Consider the following 17,897-nt stretch of genomic DNA (forward strand, 5'->3'; position numbering starts at 1 on the left):
CTCACGCGGGTCATTCGCATGACCGAGCCGGGGCGCGAGGCCCACTTCGTACAGTCGCTGGAGCGCGGCCTCGCGGTGATCCGCGCTTTCGACGCCAACCATCCTGAGCTGACGCTCAGCGAGGTGGCGCGCATCTGTGATCTGACCCGGGCCGCCGCGCGACGCTTCCTGCTCACCCTCACCGATCTGGGATACGTACGCACGGACGGGCGGCTGTTCAGCCTCACGCCGCGCGTACTGGAGCTCGGCTACGCCTACCTGTCGAGCATCTCGCTGCCCGAGGTCGCCGAACCACACCTGGAACGGCTGGTCGCCCACGTGCGCGAGTCGTCGTCGGTGTGCGTGCTCGACGGCGACGACGTGGTGTACGTGGCCCGGGTGCCCACCTCGCGCATCATGACCGTGGCGATCAACGTCGGCACCCGCTTTCCGGCACACGCCACGTCAATGGGGCGCGTACTGCTGGCCCACCTCACCGACGAGCAGATGGACTCATACCTCAGCCGGGCGAAACTCAACCGGCTGACCGCGCGCACGATCACCACCGCTGACGGCTTGCGGGCCGAGCTGCGACGGGTGCGTGCGCAGGGGTACGCGATCGTCGACCAGGAGCTGGAGGAGGGGCTGCGCTCGGTGGCGGCCCCGATCCGCGACCGCACCGGAACCGTGGTCGCCGCCGCCAACATCTCCGTACACGCCAGCCGCAACTCGGTCGAGTCGATCCGCCGCGACCTCCTCCCCAGCCTGCTTGCCACGGTCGCCCAAATCAACGCCGACCTCCACATAGCCACCCCCCGCTCCCACCGCACCGGCGCCTAACCCCGTCCCCCGCGCCCCGTCTCCCCCGCGCGCCCTCGCGCCCCGCGCGGCGTCCGGTCCCCAGGGCCCGTCTCTCCTCGTCGATCAAGGGCTAGCGCACGTGGTTGGATCTCTTTTCCGCGTGCGTTTGTCCTTGATCCATGCGGATCTCCTTGATCCATGCCGTGAGTTAGGCGATCCCGCGCCGCGGCCCGGGGTGGTCAGGCGGCGGGGAGGTCGGGCGCGGCAGAGGCAGCGGCGCCGGCGAATGGCCGCACGTCAGCGCGACGACGCGGCGGCGGGGTCGCCGATCAAGGCCATCTGCGTCGATCAGGGGCAAATGCACGCGGAAAAGAGATCGAACCACGTGCGTTTGCCCTTGATCGACGGGAGAGAGGGGCGCGCGGGGCGCGGCATGGTGGGAGGGGCGCGCGGGGCGCGGCATGGTGGGTTAAGGCGTGGTGCTGGGGACTTTGAAGGGGTCGTGGTCGGACAGGAGTTTGTCCAGGCGGGCCTGGTCGACCCTCGTTACCACCTCGGAGTCGTCCTGCTGGTCGCGGACGCATTTGGCCAAGGTGAACGCGGACGTGACAACGTAGAGAACACCGATCGCCAGGAACGCGCGGATCCACGGTCCGATCGGCAGGTACGCGATGCCCACGCCGACCGCGGTTACCGAAACGGCGAACGACAGTCCAGCCTGGACGAAAAACGCGGTGGTGTTCTTGCGCTGGATCGGAACGGTCATACCCCACAGGGTGCCGTAAGCGGGTACGCCAGTCGTGGGTACGGGTGCTCAAAAAAGTCAGCCACCTGGCGGACGTTCCCTGAGTACCTGGGCTGAAAGATGGGTAACAACCGCATAGGAGCGGTAGCCGATGTGAAGTCCTTGCCGCCGTACTGCCAAGGGGCTGCGACGGTGGGCGACAGGGGGCGCGAGAGCGCCCCCATCGGTACGTAGTGTGGATGCTCATGACGAGCCCGCCCCTGCCCGGCACGCCGTATCACCGACTTGCTCGCACCGACCGGCACCGCTGGTGGCGCCCGATCGTCGGCACCGTTGCGTTTCTCGGGGCCTACATCTTCATCCTTGTGGCGGTCGGCTGCGTCGTGCTCGTTTTCACCGAGGCGGCTGGCCTGCCGGCGGGCGCGGATGGCCTCCCCGACGTCGGGCCGATCGCCGGCACGGCCGCGTTGTTGCTGAGCCTTGCGATCCTGACGCCGCTGCTGTTTCTGGCGGCCTGGCTGATCCAGCGCCGCCCGCCGGGGACGCTCGTGTCGGTGACCGGCCGGCTCCGGCTGCGCTGGCTGGGCACGTGCATGGGTGTGGCCCTGTTCTTCGTGCTGGTGCTGATCGGCGTGGGCACCCTGATCGGCGACGACGTGGCGCCGGCGGCGGCGACCTGGGTGGGGTGGCCGGAGTTCCTGCTCGCCGCGCTGATGCTCGTGCTCCTCGTGCCGCTGCAGGCGAGTGCGGAAGAGTTCCTCTTCCGAGGGTGGCTGCTCCAGGCGATCGGTTCGTACCTGCGCGGGCCGTTGGTGCCGATCGCGTTGCAGGCGGTGCTGTTCGGTGCGGCGCATGGTTGGGGTACACCGTGGGGTTTCGCCGCGCTGGCAGTATTCGGCGCGGCGACGGGCTGGCTGACCGTACGCACCGGGGGGTTGGAGGCCGGCATCGCGCTGCATGTGCTTACGAACCTGCTCGCGTTCCTGGTCGCGGCGGCACTCGGTGGGCTCGACACGGATGAGACGCTGGCCGACGCGCCCGGCTACCTGGCTGTACTGGACATGGCGGTCGTGTGCGGGTTCGCGGCGGTGGTCCTGCTGCTGGCCCGGCGCCGCGGGCTGACGGACGCGGTACCCGATCCGTCGCCTTGGCCGCCGCGCCCGGCACCGCCGCCGCCCGCCTACGCTGGCCTTCCCTACGGCTGGCCCGCGCCGCCACCCGCAAACTGGCCCGCGCCGCCGCGACAGGGTGCGGCCCAACCAGCGGCGCCGGGTGCGGTGGCGCCGCCGGCGCCGCCGGGCGTCAGCTCTGAAGAGCCGGCTCCTTAGGCGCTTCGGCCGCCTCCGATGCCGGCGTTGAGGCCGGACCCGGCGTCGACGCCGACGCGCTCAGCTGCTCCCACAGCATGCCGAGCTGGTGGGCGAGCGCACCCGCGATGGCGGGCACGATCGGCAGGATCCAGTCGGCGACGGCGCCGCGGTGCGGCAGGTTCAGGATGAGTACCGCCGCGGCGGCACCGCCGAACCCGTGGGCGAGCGCCCGCCAGACGGCCTTGCCGGCGTGCCCCACCGCGGCGCGCCGGGCGGCTCGGTCACCGAGGTCGGGAAAGCCCGCAAGGGCCCGTGCGTCGCGCCTGCCGAAGTTGAGCCCGGCCACCACGGCGGTGGCGGAGGTGCCCACGACGGTGGCCAGCAGGAGGCTCCGGGTCAGAAGCATCGACAGTCCGAACGCGGCCCCGCCGACGCCGAGAGCGACGGCGGCGCGGATCCACTCCTTCTTGTCACCTGGATACCAGTAGTACTTCGTGGTGCCTTCAGAGACTTGCTTGACGATCCGCCCCATCGCGGTGCTCACCCCACTGGCCGTAACCTGCATCGCGGTCGGTCGTTACAAAGCGTAGCTAGGCGATTACCGACAGTGCGTGGGCTTTCTGAAAACGCGTGTCATTCTCCCGAACTCTGGGACAAGGGTCGGATCGCCGGCCCGCCCAGCACCGTGCCGTCCAGGTCGAACCGCGAACCGTGGCAGGGGCAGTCCCACGAGTTCTCGTCGTTGTTGTACCGCACCACGCAGCCCAGGTGCGTGCAGCGCGCCGACATCGTGACCAGCGTGCCGGCCTCGTCACGGCGGGCCGCCACGAGCCGGATGCCCTGCCGGAAGACGCCGGCCTCTCCCGGCTTCAGCCGCTCCGGATCGCCGGCCATCACCGCCCGCACCCGGTCGCTCAGGAAGTGGGCGGCCACCTCCGCGTTGTCGCGGGCGAAGTCCACCGCCGACTGCCGCACCGAGAGCCGCACCGGATCATAGATCCGCGCCCATGGGTTGTCGACACCCATGATCAGGTCACTGAGCAGCAGGCCGGCCAGCGTGCCGTTGGTCATGCCCCACTGCCCGAACCCGGTGGCCACCCACAGGTGGTCGCCGCCGAACGGGTACCGCCCGATGAACGGCAGGCCGTCGACCGTGGTGTTGTCCTGAGCCGACCACCGGTAGTCGATGCCGGCCAGGCCGAAGCGCTCGATCGCCCAGCGCCCCAGAGCCTCGTGCCGGGCGAGCGCGTCCGGGACGGTACCGGTGCGGTGGTGCTCGCCCAGGACGATCACCAGCGAGCCCGCACCACGCACGGAGTGGCGGGTGTCCATGGACAGGTACATGCCGTCCGGGAGCTGGCCGTCGGTTGGCGTACCGGCCACGACGAGGTCGCGCACCGGCGCCATCCGGGCGAAGAAGAACCCACGGTCCAGGAACGGCGTGTGCGTCGCCACCACCACGTCGCGCGCCCGCAGCCGCCCTCGCTCGGTGGCGACCACGCCATCGCGTACGCCAAGCGCCCGCGCGCCCTCGACGACGTAGCTGCCGTCGCCGGGGATCTCGGCCGCGAGCGCGGCCAGCCAGCGCACCGGGTGGAACTGCGCCTGCCCGCGCACCGCCACGGCGCCGGCCACCGGGTACGGCAGGTCGACGTCCTCGACGTACTCGGCGCGCAGCCCCGCATCGGCAGCCGCCTCCGCTTCCCGCTTGAGCTCGTCGCGGTGCCCGGTCCCCTCGGCGTAGACGTAACTGTCCTGGGTGGACAGTTCGCAGTCGGCGCCTAGTACGGCCGACTCGGAGCGGATCCAGTCGAGCGCGGCGAGCTGCCCCGCCGCGTACCCGGCGGCCGTGCCCGCCCCGAACCGGTCCGTCAGCTTCGCGTAGACCGCGCCGTGCTGGGCACTCACCTTTGCGGTGGTATGTCCGGTAACGCCGCCGAGCAGCCGGCGGGCCTCCACGAGGGCCACCGTCCGGCCGGCGCGCTTGAGCAGGTACGCCGTCGTAATGCCGGCGATCCCGCCGCCGAGCACCGCGACGTCCACGTCGGGAAGGCCGGTGACCGGCGGCGGCACCTCGGGCGATGCGCTCGCGAGCCAGTACGACCTGGGCTCAGGAAGCTTCATGCCCGCCTATGTACCCAGGCGGGACCCGGTCAGAACAGGATCGTCGCGAACTCGCCCGCAGGGCGGAAGCCGCAGCGGGCGTAGACCCGCTGCGCCCGCTCATTGTGGCCGTTGACGTACAGGCTGACCGTCGGCGCCACCCGTCGCAGCGCGTCGCGGACCACCGCCGCCATCGCCGCCGCCGCGAGCCCGCGCCCGCGCCAGTGCGGCGCCACCCACACGCCCTGGACCTGCGCGGTGTGCCGGGTGACGACCGCCAACTCGGCCTTGAAGACCACCTCACCGTTCAGAACCCGGGCGTACGCGCGGCGGGACCGCACCATCTCGGTGATCCTTCGGCGGTATCCACGGCCGCGGTCGTCGCCCATCGGCGAGACACCAACCTCTTCGGTGTACATCGCGACGGCCGCCGGAAACAGCAGGTCGATCTCGTCCGGGCGGACGAGCCGCACACCGGGGTCGGCCGCCACCGCCGGCGGGGCGTCCGCGACCAGGAGTGGCTGGTACGGCCGGACGTCGCGCGCGGCCCCCCAGTACGGCACGAGGCGCTCCCACAGGCCGAGCACCGCGTCGGCGCGCCCGACGATCGACGAGCAGCCGCGCTCTTCGGCGAGGATCATGTCAGCGAAGGCCGTCACCGCGGCCGGACTGGCCAGCACGGGCGTCAGGTGACCGCCGAACCAGCACAGCGATTCCAGGTGCCGGCGCGAGCCGTACCCGTAGATCCGCCCGTCGGAACGCCACCACGACAGGCCGTGCGTGGCGACCCGCTCGGCCACCTGCGCGCCACCGAAGGGATCGTGGTCGAGGATCCGCTCGACCGCACTCCGCTCGGCCTCGCCGACCTGGCGCACGGGTATCGTCAGCACGTGTACCAGCCTGCCAGATTCGGGCTCGGAGAGCATCGCCTTGCGATCACGCGGAATCGCGTACGACCAGCTCGGTCGGGAGGATCACCGCGGCGGGTGGCTCGCCCGCGATGTGGCCCAACAGCAGCCGCACCATCTCGCCGCTGATCCGGCCGAGCGGCTGCCGGATCGTGGTGAGCAAAGGCGTCGAGGCCAGGGCGACCTTGGAGTCGTCGAAGCCGCCGACCGCCACGTCGTCGGGCACCCGCTTGCCGACCCGCCGCAGCACGGCGATCGCGCCGGCGGCCATCAGGTCGGAACAGACGAACACCGCGTCGATGTCGGGCGCCTGGCGCAGCAACTGCTCCATCGCGGCCTCGCCGGACGCCTGCGTGTAGTCGCCGCTCACCACCAGCCGGGGGTCGCCCTCGCCGAGCACGTCGTGGTATCCGGCGAGCCGGTCGACGCCACCGGACGTGTCGAGCGGGCCGGTGATCGTGGCGATCGTCCGGTGCCCCCGAGACCGCAGGTAGCTGACCATCTGCCGGGCACCGTCGCGGTCGTCGGCGGCCACGTACGAGATCTCGCGCTCGTGCCCCAGTGGCCGCCCACACGTGACCACCGGCAGCGTGCGGCCCTTGAGTTCCTCCAGCAGCGGACTGCCCGCGTGGTCGGAGACCAGCAGCGCCCCGTCGACGTGGCCCGCCGTCACGTACCGGCTGATCCGCTTGCGGTCTTCCTGGGTGCCGGCGACGGTCAGCAGCAACGTGATGTCGTGCTCGCCGAGCGCCCGGGTGCAGCCACGCAGCAGCACGTTGAAGTTGGGGTCTTCGAAGAGCCTGTCCTGCGGCTCGGAGAGGATGAACGCCACCGAGTCGGACCGCTGGGTCACCAGGCTGCGGGCGTGCTGGTTGACCACGTATCCCGTCTTGCGGATCGCCCGCTGCACCGCCTCCAGGGCCGGCCCGCTGACGTTGTGCCCGCCGTTGAGCGCGCGGGACACAGTGCCGCGGGACACGCCGGCGACGGCGGCGACGTCGTCCATGGTCGGGCGGGCCCGCTGCGATCGAGAATGGGGAGGCACGTGTTTATTCTCCGTCACGACTTGACCGCTCCCGATAGCAGGTCAACTCGCCAATATCGCTGAAGGGTCAAGAAGACGGCGACGAGGGGGATCATCGATAGCAGGGCACCGGTGATGACCAGGCTGTACAGCGCGGGTTCGGTGGCGCCGCGGTTGAGCAGCGTGTACAGGCCGAGCGTGACCGGAAACTTCCTGTCGTCGGCCAGCATGATGAACGGCAGCAGGAAGTTGTTCCAGATAGCGACGAACTGCACGAGAAACACGGTGATCATGCCGGGCACCATCATAGGCAGGGCGACGCTGCGGAAGATCCGGAATTCGCTGGCACCGTCGACCCGGGCCGCCTCGACGATCGTGTCGGGCACCGCGGCGGCGGCGTAGATCCGCGCCAGGTAGATGCCGTACGGGCTGACGATGCTCGGCAGCAGCACCGACCAGTACGTGTTGGTGAGGCCCACCTTGGCGAGCATCAGGTACTGCGGGATGGCGAGCACGATGCCCGGCACCAGCACGCCGGCCAGCAGCACGTTGAAGATCACCGACCGCCCCGCGAACCGGTACTTCGCCAGCGTGTATCCGCTCAGCCCGGACAGGCCGGCTGACAGCCCCGCGCCGACGCCCGCGTACAGGGCGGTGTTGACCATCCAGCGCCAGTAGATGCCGCCGCCGTAGTCGGACAGCTCACCCACGTTGTCGAAGAAGGAACCGCTCGGCGCGAACGTGAACGAGGTGAACAGCGTCGAGCCGGCCTTCGTCGAGGCGGCCACCACCCACGCGACCGGGAGCAGGCAGTACACGGCGCCGATCAGCAGGACCGCGGTAGGTACGAAGGCGGGGCGTGGACGCCGTGCCGTCGGCACGGCGGCGGCCGGGCGCGTCGAGCTCCGCGAAGCTGTTGCCGTGCTCATCAGCGATCCTCTCCGAAGGCGCGGCGCTGCACGAAGCGCAGGAAACCGAACGACAGCACGAGCGTGATCGCGGCCAGCAGGATCGAGGTGGCCGCGGCGGAGTACAGGTCGTTGGCGGCGAACGCGTCCCGGTACACCTTCATGAGCGGCGTCCAGGTGGACGTGATCGACGTGGTGAGCGACCGGACCGTCAAGGGCTCGCTGAACACCTGCACCGTCACGATCAGAGAGAACACCGTGGTCATGACGATCGCGGGTATCAGCAGCGGGATCTTGATGCGCAGCGCGATCTGGAGTTCGGAGCAGCCGTCGATCCGCGCCGACTCGTAGATCTCTGGTGAGATGGCGCGCAGCGACGTGTACAGGATGATCATGTTGAAGCCGACGCCGCCCCAGACCGCGATGTTGACGATCGAGAAGAGCACCGAGCCAGGACTCAACAGGTTGGGCTCGGGCAGGCCCAGCCTGTCGAGCACGTAGTTGAGCGGGCTCATCGCCGGCAGGTACAGGAAGCCCCACAACATGCTCGCGATGACCGCCGGCACCGCGTACGGAAGGAAGATCGAGATACGCGAGAACCGCCGGAGGCCCACCCGCGGCCGGTCGAGCAGCAGCGCGAAGAGCAGCGCCAACCCCAACATGATCGGCAACAGCAGCAGGCCGTACAGGAGCACCCGCAAGCCGCCCGACCACAGCTCGGAGTCGGTGATCGCGCGCTGGTAGTTGTCGAGGCCGGCGAAGACCTCGCTGCGCGCACCCCGCCCGAGGCCCAGGCCCTTCACCTGTACCTTCCGCAGGCTCAGGTAGGCGGTGTACCCGACCGGCAGCAGGATGAAGAGCGAGAAGAGCAGCACCGCCGGGGCGAGGAAGACGTACGGCGCCGCAGTACGCCTCCCCCGGCGGTTCGTCGCGACGGTCATCAGCTCGCGACCTTGAAGCCGTTCTTCTGCATGTCCGCGACGGTGGCCGACTGCATCTGGTCCACAGCGGCGCCGAACGGCGACTTCTGCGTGATCGCCTTGCCGAACGCGTCCTGGTAGACCTGGTACGTCACGTTGACGTTCGGGCCCCAGGTGACGCCCGCGGCGCCCTCGGCGATCTGCTTGGCCTGCGCGTAAAAGTCGGCCTGCGCAGGGAAGAACGCGGGCGGCTGCGACAGGGCGGGGCTCGCCTGCGCGTCGCGTGCCGCCGGGTAGATGCTGCACTCCCTGATCAGCACCTCGGTGGCCGCCGCGTCGGTGTTCATCCAGGTGGCGAACTTGACCGCCGCCGACTGGTTCTTGGACTTGGCGGTCACGCCGGTCGACGAGCCACCCCAGTTACCGGTCTTGCTCTCGCCGGCCGTCCACTGCGGCAGCGGGGCCATCGCCCACTTGCCCTTGGTGTCGGGCGCGTTGCCCTCCAGCACGCCCGGGCCCCAGATCGCGCTCGGCCAAGCCAGCAGGGTGCCGTCGTTGAGCGCCTTGTTCCACTCCGGGGTGTACATCGGCTGGTCGTCGATCGCGCCCTCGCTGACCAGGCCACCCCAGTAGTCGGCGACCTTCTTCGTCGCCGCGTCGTTGATGTTGACCTTCCACGCGTCGCCGTCGACGCCCCACCACGCGGCACCGGCCTGCTGGGCGAGCCCGGAGAACCAGCCCGGGTCCTTCGCGGAGAAGGTGGTCAGGTACTGCTTCGGCGCCTTGGTGCGCACCGTGCGGGCGGTCTGGGCGAACTCCTCCCACGTCTTCGGCACGGTCAGCCCGTGCTGCTGGAACAGGTCGGTTCGGTAGTAGAGCATCATCGGGCCCGCGTCCTGCGGGATGCCGTACACCGCGTCGGTGCCCAGGGTCACCTGCTGCCAGACGCCGTCGGCGAACTTGCCCTTGGTGTCACCGGTCTCCTTGGCGATGTCGGCGAGCACGTCGTTGCTGACCAGGGTGGGCAGCGACTGGTACTCGACCTGCGCCAGGTCTGGCGGGTTGCCCGCCTTGTGCGCGGTCAGAAGCTTCGTCACGATGTCGCCGCCACCGGCCTGCCGGCTCAGCGTCACGTGGATGTCAGGGTTGGCGGCGTTCCACTTGTCGAGGACCTTCTCGATATTGGGCGCCCAGGCCCAGAAGCTCAGCTCGACCTTGCCACCGGTGGTGCCACTGTCGCCGTCATCGGAGTCCGAGCCGCAGGCGGCAACGAGGCCGGCACCGAGAACCATCGCCACGATCTTCGCACCCAGTGAGCGTGTCATCTCAGCCTCTCAAGGTGTTGAATCTGCGGGCATAAATGTGAGCGCTCACAGTCTTGGTGTCACGTGACGGACGTGTCAAGAGTCACTCATAGGGCTCTTGACATCTGCAATCATGCGGTTGCAGAAGCTGGGAGCGCTTACAGTTCGGAAGCTTCAGATGGGCCCCCTGCCGCGCCTTCCGCAGGCGCTCGCCACCCAGCCACCCGGTCCCCGCCGCGCCGCCGCGCTCCGCCGCCGCGCTCCGCGGCGCGGCCCTTTCCGTCGATCAAGGGCAAACGCACGTGGTTGGATCTCTTTTCCGCGTGCGTTTGCCCTTGATCGATGCGGATGTCCTTGATCGGCGGACGCCCGCCGCCTCGCGTCCGCTGCGTGCGCCGCAGCCAGGCAACGACCGCCGCGGGCGGCGCGCGTGGTAAAAGTCGCCGAGGTAGCGCGGTATATCCGCCTGCTCAGCAAGATCTACGCGCGGACGGCCGCCGCAGCGGCGGCATGGCGGCCCGGCGGCGGCCCGGCGGCGGCCCGGCGGCGGTGCCCGCGGGCCGCGGCGACGAATCACCCGGCCTGGTGCGCCCACAACGTTCACTGGCACGGGTTCTGGCTGATACGGCGCCCAATGCGGCGCCGAAAGCCGCCAAGATCTCGTCCGCCATACGCGCGAAGCGGGCAATGGCCGAGGCCGTAGCCGTCGCGGGGCACCGGCGGGCACGCGCAGCGAACAGACCGGCGGACGCCGCACCCAGGCGGCGTTTTCCCTCACCGATCAAGGAGATGTCCATTGATCAAGGCCAAACGCACGCGGAAAAGAGATCGAACCACGTGCGTTTGCCCTTGATCGGCGGAAAGGGCGTGACGCGGACAACGCGACGCGCACAACGCGACGCGCACAACGCGACGCGGACAACGCGGCGCGGACAACGCGACGCGGACAACGCGACGCGGACAACGCGACGCGGACAACGCGACGCGGACAGGGAGAGGTGGCGCGGCCGCGCGGGAAGGCGTAGCGCGGCGGGCGTGGACCTGGAGGCGCGGCGCGGCCGGGCCGGGCGGCGCGGAGGTGCGGTGAGACGGTGTGGGCGGATGGGATCTCTTGACATCCATCGCTGTAAGCGCTCACAGTATGTCGGGAGTGTTACGTACGTAACTCCTCGTCAAGTGACTGTGAGCGCTCACATGAAGAAGTTACGAGCCGCCACCATCGCTTTCGCCGCCATTCTCGCTGGCGGCGCAGTGCCGGCCAGCGCCGCCGAAGCCGCTTCCACCATCCAGAATCCGGGATTCGAGGACGGCCTCGCCGGGTGGAGAAGCACCGGTGCCGCCGCGACTGGGGGCCACACCGGTGCCCATCATCTGAGCCACGCAGGCAAGGCTGTCACGTACCAACGGGTGGCCGGGCTCGCGCCGGGGGCGTACACCTTGCGGGTGTGGGTGCGCGGCGGTGGCGCCGCGTCTGCCGCGCTGGCCGGCTGCGGCGTCGCGGATCGTCGCGTCGACGTGCCGCGCACGGGCCCGGACCTGTGGGTGCAGGTCGCGGTCAGCGCGTGGGTGAGCGGCCGCTGCACGATCACGCTGTCGTCACGGGACTGGGCGGACTTCGACGATGTCACCCCCGCTGGGGGTGCGCTGGATCCCGTGCGGATCAAGGGTGCCGACATCTCGCACCTGGCGAAGAACGAGGCGTACGGCGCTGTTTACCGCGACCGGAGCGGACGGCGCGGCGACGCGGTGCGGCTCCTGCGCGCGAACCCGTCCTCTGGGGACGGCTGGGAGAACCAGGCGGTCTTCGACTACTCGGGTCGGGCGCTGCCCGCGCTCCGCGTCTTCGGGAGGTTCTGATGAGGGTACGGCTCGCACTACTGTCGGTGGTGCTCCTGCTGGTGCCGGCGGCGCCCGCCGCGGCCGCCACGACTCTGACCAACGCCGGCTTTGAGTCTGGGCTCAGCGGGTGGAGCGGCAACGGGTACACCGAGTCGGGCGGGCGCTCGGGCAACAACCGGCTCACCCACTGGGCGTCGTCGGCGTACCAGCGGGAGACGTACCAGACGCTGACCGGGCTCACCAACGGCAGCTACACGGCGCGCGCCTGGATCCGCTCCGGCGGTGGCCAGAACGCCGCCTACCTGGCCCTGAAGAACTGCGGCAGCGGCGAGCAGCGCGCGACAGTTCCGGCCAGCGACGCGTGGACGCAGATCTCGGTGACGGTGATCGTGTCGGGCGGCAACTGCACCGTCAGCCTGTTCTCCAACGCGAACGCCGGCAACTGGGCCAGCTTCGACGACGTCACGTTCGGCCCTTCGACGGGCGGAGGGGGCAGCACGATCCAGATCCGTGGTGTGGACATCTCCACGCTGAAGAAGGGCGAGGACCGCGGCGGCGTATACCGGGACAGCGCCGGGACGCAGCGCGACGCCCTCACGATCCTGCGCTCCAGCGGGGTCGACTACGCCCGGCTCAAGGTGTGGGTGAACCCGGCCGACGCCTACAACAACAAGGCCCGGGTGCTTACCATGGCGAGCCGCGTCAAGGCGCAGGGCATGAAGCTGCTGGTCGACTTCCACTACTCCGACTCGTGGGCCGACCCGGGCAAGCAGAACAAGCCCGCCGCGTGGGCGTCGATGTCGTTCAGCCAGCTGCGGCAGGCGGTGTACGACCACACGTACGACGTGCTGAACGCGTTGAAGGCGCAGGGAACGACGGCCGATATGGCGCAGGTGGGCAACGAGATCAACGACGGCATGCTGTGGCCGGACGGGCGTAGCTCCAACTGGGCGAACCTGGCCTCGCTGCTCACCGCGGGCAGCCAGGCGGTCAAGGCGGTGTCGTCGTCGACGCAGGTGATGCTGCACCTCGCCGAGGGCGGCAACAACAGCCAGCACCGCTGGTGGTTCGACCAGGCCACCTCGCGCGGCGTGCCGTTCGACGTGATCGGGGTGTCGCACTACATCTACTGGCACGGCACGGTGTCGAGCCTCCAGGCCAACCTCATCGACCTCGCCGCGCGGTACGGCAAGCCGATCGCGGTCGTGGAGACGGCGTACGGCTTCACGCTCAGCCAGGACGACGGCGAGCCGAACATCTTCAATTCGTCGCTACAGCAGGCCGGCGGCTACCCGGCGAGCGCGCAGGGCCAGACGGACGCGCTGCGGGCGGTGTTCAACGCGGTCAAGGCGGTGCCGAACGGCCGCGGGCTCGGCGTCTTCTACTGGGAGCCGACGTGGACGGCGGTGACCGGCAACGGCTGGGACCCGACCAACCCGTCGTCCGGCAACGGCTGGGAGAACCAGGCCCTCTTCGACTACTCCGACCGGGCCCTCCCGGCGTTGCAGGTCTTCACAAACCCCTGACCGCGAGCTCCAGCACGATCGACTGCTCGGCCGATCGCGGTGCCCCCGCGATCGGCCGAGGCATCCCCACGGCCTCGCCCTGCACGAAGTCGACGCCGTACCCGCGCAGCAGGTCGATCGTGGCGTCGTCCTTCACATACTCGGCCGCTGTCAGGATCCCCAGCGCCCGGCACATCTCCACCAGCGAACCGACCATCGTCCGTGCCGCCGGCGAGTTCCGGATGTCGACGATGAACTCACCGTCGATCTTCACGAGGTCGATCGGGAACGACCGCAGGTAGCTGAACGAGCTGTATCCGGTGCCGAAGTCGTCGAGCGCGAGCTGGCAACCGAGCTCCCGGATGCCGTTCGCGAAGGTCAGCGCCTGTACCCGGCTGCCGATGATCGCCGTTTCGGTGATCTCGAAGGTGACCTGCCGGGGGTCGACGCGGTACTGGTCCATGAGGTCGCACACGTGGCCCAGCAGATCTGGGTCGTCCAGCGAACGCGCGTTGAGGTTCACCTGATAGTGCGACGTCGGCGGCCCCTGGGCGATCAGATCCATCGTCCTGTCGAGCACCCACCGGTCGATCACCGGCATCTCGTCGACCCGCTCCGCGATGTCGAGGAACGGCGATGGTGACACCGGCTCGCCGGCTTCGTTCAGCGGCCGGAGCAGGATCTCCTGGCGGGTGATCTGGTTGAGCCGCAGGTCCAGGATCGGCTGGGTGTACAGAGTGAAGCCGTTGCCCGCCACCGCCGCGCGCACGCGGGTGCGGCAGGTCTCCGCCCGCTCGTCGGCTGGCGCGGGCTGCGGCCAGGCGTGCAGGCTCTCGCCGGTCTCCTTGGCCCGCCGCCACGCCGACTCGGCGTCGATGATCAGGTCGAAGCTGGACGCCCCGTCGTTGGCCAGGTATCGCACCAGCCCGCCCCACGCGTCGACCCGCAGCCGGTGCCGTCCGGTCACAAAGGACTGACCTCGGAGGGCCTCGACGATGGCGCGCGCCCGTGCGGTGGCAGCCCTCAGCGGCGTGTCGTGCATGAGGACGCCAAGCTCGCCGTAGCCGACCACTCCGCACAGGTCGCCGCGCTTGGCGACCTGCATGACAAAGGCGGCAACAGCGGCCGAGAGAGCAGAACCGTCGGCCTCCGCCGGCCCCACCATCTCCGTCGCCACGACCAGCAGCGCTCCGGTGCCGGCACGAAGCGCCCGCTCCACCTCGTCGGTGAACCGGATCCGGGTAAGGAGCCCGGTCACCGGGTCGGCGTGCGGCGGCTCGGCCTGCACGGTCTGCCGGCGCCGGGCGAGCCGGTCACGCTCCTGGCGAGCCAGCTCCAGCTCGGTGACGTCTTCGACGGTGGCGACGATGCCGTACGGGCGGTGGCCGTCGCCCGCGACCACCTCGATCACGCCGTGGACGTATCGCGTGGTGCCGTCGTGCCGGATCACCCGGCACGTGGTCTCCGTGACGCTCCCGTTGACCCAGGCGCGCACCGCGGCCCGGTGTGCCTTGATCGCGTCGGCGGGGTGGATGGCCGCGAAGAGCGCGTCGATCGACGGCCGCACCGCACCCGGCGGGCGGCCCAGGATCAGTGACATCTCGTCGGTCCAGGTCAGCTCGCCGGTATCGGCCAGCCACGTGACGCTGCCGAGCTTGGCGAGCTGCGCGGCTCGCACGATGCGGGTCACCTCGTCGGCGACCGTGGTCAGCGGGTCGGACGGGTCGACGTCGCCGACGACGTCGAGCCTCTCGGCGGTGGCATCGGCGTACCGCTTCAGGATCTGGTCGGCGGCGCGCCGGGCGCGTGCCAGCTCGAACGAGGTGGGCGTGGGGTCGGCCGCCAGCGCCAGGATGTCGTCGAGGTCCATCGTCACGCCCTGAACCCGGCCTCTTCGGCGATCCGCCGCAGGCGCTGTCGAGCCACGCGCTTGTACGTGCGCACGGTGTTGTACGCGACGCCGAGCACCCTGGCGATCTCCTCGTCCGACCAGCCGTCCAGCGACATCTGGAGGATCTCGCTCTGGCGCCGCGGCAGCTGCCGGAGCCACTCGGCGAGCAGGTCCCGCGCCTCCTGGGCGTTCGTCGGCGCCGCCAGCAGCCGGTCCGGCACCTCGTCGAGGGTGGTCATGCTGTTCTGGCGCCGCAGCTTGAGCTGGCCCATGAGCTTGTATCGCGCGGTGGTGAGCAGCCAGCCGAGCGGCTTCTCGAACTCCCGCACGTCGTCCCACTTGGCCCGTGCGGTGACGAACGCCTCCTGGACCGCCTCCTGCACGAGGTCGGGGTCGGCGCATCGGGCCTGCAGGAAGCGCTGGACCTTCAGGTAGTGCTCGCGGCAGAAGGCCTCGAACGAGGCGTTCAGCTCCGCCGCTGCCGCTGGCTCCGCATGTACGGCCGCCGGCTCGAGCGCGTTCATGCCGCCGCCTCCAGATCCATCGTGTCCCCCTCCGCAGTTACGCTCCTGCATATCACTCTCTGTGGAAGAGTCGATGAAGGGGTTCTACGTACGTAGAGATTCTTGCTTGATCGGCGCTAGGGCTCCTAGCAGGTGTGATTCATCCGATCATCCCACATAGACGAGCCGTAGGAGCCAGTCACTTTGCGTGACAGTCAGGACACTATTTGTCCGACAGAGCGCCGGCCGTCCCGATCCCTTGATCCAGTAGTCCACGTCACTAATCTTCGGATCCTCTTGTCGCTCGATACGTTGCCGATATATCGTCAACACATCAACGACAAGACGAAGGAGAACTGAGATGGGATTCCGCAGAAGCGTCCATCACCTGCACGAGACACGCATGCGCGGCTTCGGATTCGGGCCGCCCTTCCCGGGTGGCTGGGGAGGCCCTGGCGGCCACGGCCGTCACGGCCGCGGCGGCGGTCGCCGGCAGAACGTACGGGCCGCCGTCCTGGCGCTGCTCGTCGAGCGCCCGATGCACGGATACGAGATGATCCGCGAGTTGGAGAGCCGCACCGGCGGCATCTGGCGGCCGAGCCCCGGCTCGATCTACCCGACGCTCCAGCTGCTCGAAGACGAGGGGCTGATCGTCGCAGATCAGCCAGGCGAGGGCCGCAAGCGGTTCACACTGACCGATGCCGGTCGCGAAGAGGCGGCACGCGCCGCCGAGGCCCCGCCGTGGCAGGAGTACGCCGACGACACCGTGTCCCAGGCGCAGGACTTCCGCGACGCGGCGTTCGGCATCATGAACGCGCTGCGCCAGGTCGGCTTCAACGGCACGGCCGAGCAGCGTACCCGGGCCCTGGAGGTCCTCAACGAGACCAAGCGCAAGCTGTACGCGATCCTGGCCGAGTCCGAGTGACCCGGCTCGCGAAAAGGGCCCGGCGATGCCGGGCCCTTTCGTGTGGGTTTAGTGGACGGTGACCTGCGGGCCCAGACCGAGGTCGCGGAGCTCCTCGGGGAGTTCGGCACCCATCTCGTCGGCCAGGCGGACCGCCTCTTCGATAAGGGTCTCGACGATCTGCGACTCCGGCACGGTCTTGATGACCTTGCCCTTGACGAAGATCTGGCCCTTGCCATTGCCGGACGCCACACCCAGGTCCGCCTCGCGCGCCTCGCCGGGCCCGTTGACGACGCAGCCCATGACCGCGACCCGCAGCGGCACCGGCAGCCCCTCCAGGCCCGCCGTCACCTGCTCGGCCAGCGTGTAGACGTCGACCTGCGCCCGCCCGCACGACGGGCAGGACACGATCTCCAGGCCGCGCTCGCGCAGCCCGAGCGACTCGAGGATCGCCTGTCCGACCTTGACCTCTTCGACCGGCGGGGCCGACAGCGAAACCCGGATCGTGTCGCCGATGCCCTCGGCGAGCAGGGCGCCGAACGCCACCGCGGACTTGACCGTGCCCTGGAACGCCGGCCCGGCCTCGGTCACACCCAGGTGCAGCGGATAGTCGCACTGGGCGGCGAGCTGGCGGTATGCCCGGATCATGACGACCGGGTCGTTGTGCTTCACCGAGATCTTGATGTCGCGGAAGCCATGCTCCTCGAAGAGCGAGCACTCCCACAACGCCGACTCGACCAGCGCCTCGGCGGTCGCCTTGCCGTACTTCTCCATGAGCCGCTTGTCGAGCGAGCCCGCGTTGACGCCGATCCGGATCGGTACGCCGGCTTCGGAGGCCGCCCGCGCGATCTCGGCGACCTTGTCGTCGAACGCCTTGATGTTGCCTGGGTTGACCCGCACCGCCGCGCACCCGGCGTCGATCGCCGCGAACACGTACTTGGGCTGGAAGTGGATGTCGGCGATGACCGGGATCTGCGACTTTTTCGCGATCGCCGGCAGCGCCTCGACGTCGTCGGCGGACGGCACCGCCACCCGCACGATCTGGCAGCCCGACGCGGTCAGCTCGGCGATCTGCTGGAGCGTCGCGTTGACGTCGGCGGTCAGCGTGGTGGTCATCGACTGCACGGTGATCGGCGCGCCGCCGCCCACCGGCACCGAGCCGACCATGATCTGGCGGGACCGGCGCCGCTCCGCGAGCGGCGGGGGCGGCACCGCGGGCATACCGAGTGAAATGGCGGTCACAGGTGGCTCAC

General features: G+C 69.8%; 16 protein-coding genes. 5 read left to right on the forward strand and 11 right to left on the reverse strand.

Features of this window, described 5'->3' with window-relative positions:
* Positions 1 to 18: 18 nt before the first annotated feature.
* Entirely contained in the window at positions 19 to 819 is an 801-nt protein-coding gene (locus tag V6V89_RS30530) for an IclR family transcriptional regulator domain-containing protein (protein ID WP_334622958.1), read from the forward strand.
* Between the two features lie 430 nt (positions 820 to 1,249).
* Here V6V89_RS30530 and V6V89_RS30535 read toward each other — a convergent pair whose 3' ends face one another.
* Positions 1,250 to 1,546: a YiaA/YiaB family inner membrane protein gene (locus V6V89_RS30535; protein ID WP_334622959.1), complete on the reverse strand. Its 297-nt coding sequence runs from the start codon at positions 1,544 to 1,546 to the stop codon at positions 1,250 to 1,252.
* A gap of 224 nt (positions 1,547 to 1,770) precedes the next feature.
* Here V6V89_RS30535 and V6V89_RS30540 point away from each other — a divergent pair, with 224 nt between their 5' ends.
* Positions 1,771 to 2,853: a CPBP family intramembrane glutamic endopeptidase gene (locus tag V6V89_RS30540; RefSeq protein WP_334622960.1), complete on the forward strand. Its 1,083-nt coding sequence runs from the start codon at positions 1,771 to 1,773 to the stop codon at positions 2,851 to 2,853.
* Here the strand turns inward: V6V89_RS30540 and V6V89_RS30545 are convergent.
* From V6V89_RS30545 to V6V89_RS30575, 7 genes are all read right to left on the reverse strand, one after another.
* Positions 2,828 to 3,379, reverse strand: coding sequence for a hypothetical protein (locus V6V89_RS30545; RefSeq protein ID WP_334622961.1), 552 nt, complete (start codon positions 3,377 to 3,379; stop codon positions 2,828 to 2,830). The two genes, V6V89_RS30540 and V6V89_RS30545, sit on opposite strands and share 26 nt — an antisense overlap.
* A gap of 89 nt (positions 3,380 to 3,468) precedes the next feature.
* Positions 3,469 to 4,959: an FAD-dependent oxidoreductase gene (locus V6V89_RS30550; RefSeq protein WP_334622962.1), complete on the reverse strand. Its 1,491-nt coding sequence runs from the start codon at positions 4,957 to 4,959 to the stop codon at positions 3,469 to 3,471.
* A 29-nt stretch (positions 4,960 to 4,988) separates the two neighbouring features.
* Positions 4,989 to 5,828: a GNAT family N-acetyltransferase gene (locus V6V89_RS30555; RefSeq protein WP_334622963.1), complete on the reverse strand. Its 840-nt coding sequence runs from the start codon at positions 5,826 to 5,828 to the stop codon at positions 4,989 to 4,991.
* 46 nt (positions 5,829 to 5,874) lie between these two features.
* A complete protein-coding gene (locus tag V6V89_RS30560; protein ID WP_334622964.1) occupies positions 5,875 to 6,891 on the reverse strand; it encodes a LacI family DNA-binding transcriptional regulator in 1,017 nt (338 codons plus the stop codon).
* 14 nt (positions 6,892 to 6,905) lie between these two features.
* Positions 6,906 to 7,799 (reverse strand): carbohydrate ABC transporter permease, encoded by an 894-nt coding sequence (locus tag V6V89_RS30565; protein WP_334622965.1) that lies wholly within the window; start codon positions 7,797 to 7,799, stop codon positions 6,906 to 6,908.
* Complete coding sequence (locus tag V6V89_RS30570; protein ID WP_334622966.1) at positions 7,799 to 8,719, reverse strand: carbohydrate ABC transporter permease; 921 nt, start codon at positions 8,717 to 8,719, stop codon at positions 7,799 to 7,801. The genes V6V89_RS30565 and V6V89_RS30570 overlap by 1 nt, the downstream gene beginning before the upstream one ends.
* Positions 8,719 to 10,023 (reverse strand): ABC transporter substrate-binding protein, encoded by a 1,305-nt coding sequence (locus V6V89_RS30575; RefSeq protein WP_334622967.1) that lies wholly within the window; start codon positions 10,021 to 10,023, stop codon positions 8,719 to 8,721. Before V6V89_RS30575 ends, V6V89_RS30570 begins: the two co-directional genes overlap by 1 nt.
* Positions 10,024 to 11,196: 1,173 nt before the next feature.
* Here V6V89_RS30575 and V6V89_RS30580 point away from each other — a divergent pair.
* Together V6V89_RS30580 and V6V89_RS30585 are read left to right on the forward strand one after the other, a co-directional pair.
* Positions 11,197 to 11,859, forward strand: a complete 663-nt coding sequence (locus tag V6V89_RS30580; RefSeq protein ID WP_334622968.1) for a hypothetical protein — start codon at positions 11,197 to 11,199, stop codon at positions 11,857 to 11,859.
* Entirely contained in the window at positions 11,859 to 13,367 is a 1,509-nt protein-coding gene (locus tag V6V89_RS30585; protein WP_334622969.1) for a glycoside hydrolase family 53 protein, read from the forward strand. Before V6V89_RS30580 ends, V6V89_RS30585 begins: the two co-directional genes overlap by 1 nt.
* Here V6V89_RS30585 and V6V89_RS30590 read toward each other — a convergent pair.
* Complete coding sequence (locus tag V6V89_RS30590; RefSeq protein WP_334622989.1) at positions 13,354 to 15,216, reverse strand: EAL domain-containing protein; 1,863 nt, start codon at positions 15,214 to 15,216, stop codon at positions 13,354 to 13,356. The two genes, V6V89_RS30585 and V6V89_RS30590, sit on opposite strands and share 14 nt — an antisense overlap.
* Positions 15,217 to 15,218: 2 nt before the next feature.
* Complete coding sequence (locus V6V89_RS30595; protein ID WP_334622970.1) at positions 15,219 to 15,761, reverse strand: RNA polymerase sigma factor; 543 nt, start codon at positions 15,759 to 15,761, stop codon at positions 15,219 to 15,221.
* Positions 15,762 to 16,101: 340 nt separating this feature from the next.
* Here V6V89_RS30595 and V6V89_RS30600 point away from each other — a divergent pair, with 340 nt between their 5' ends.
* Positions 16,102 to 16,665, forward strand: coding sequence for a PadR family transcriptional regulator (locus V6V89_RS30600; protein WP_334622971.1), 564 nt, complete (start codon positions 16,102 to 16,104; stop codon positions 16,663 to 16,665).
* A 48-nt stretch (positions 16,666 to 16,713) separates the two neighbouring features.
* Here the strand turns inward: V6V89_RS30600 and ispG are convergent, their stop codons facing one another.
* Positions 16,714 to 17,886 (reverse strand): flavodoxin-dependent (E)-4-hydroxy-3-methylbut-2-enyl-diphosphate synthase, encoded by a 1,173-nt coding sequence (ispG, locus tag V6V89_RS30605; protein WP_334622972.1) that lies wholly within the window; start codon positions 17,884 to 17,886, stop codon positions 16,714 to 16,716.
* Positions 17,887 to 17,897 lie beyond the last annotated feature (11 nt).

The sequence above is a fragment of the Micromonospora sp. CPCC 206061 genome (assembly GCF_036906915.1).
Taxonomy (GTDB): Bacteria; Actinomycetota; Actinomycetes; order Mycobacteriales; family Micromonosporaceae; genus Phytohabitans.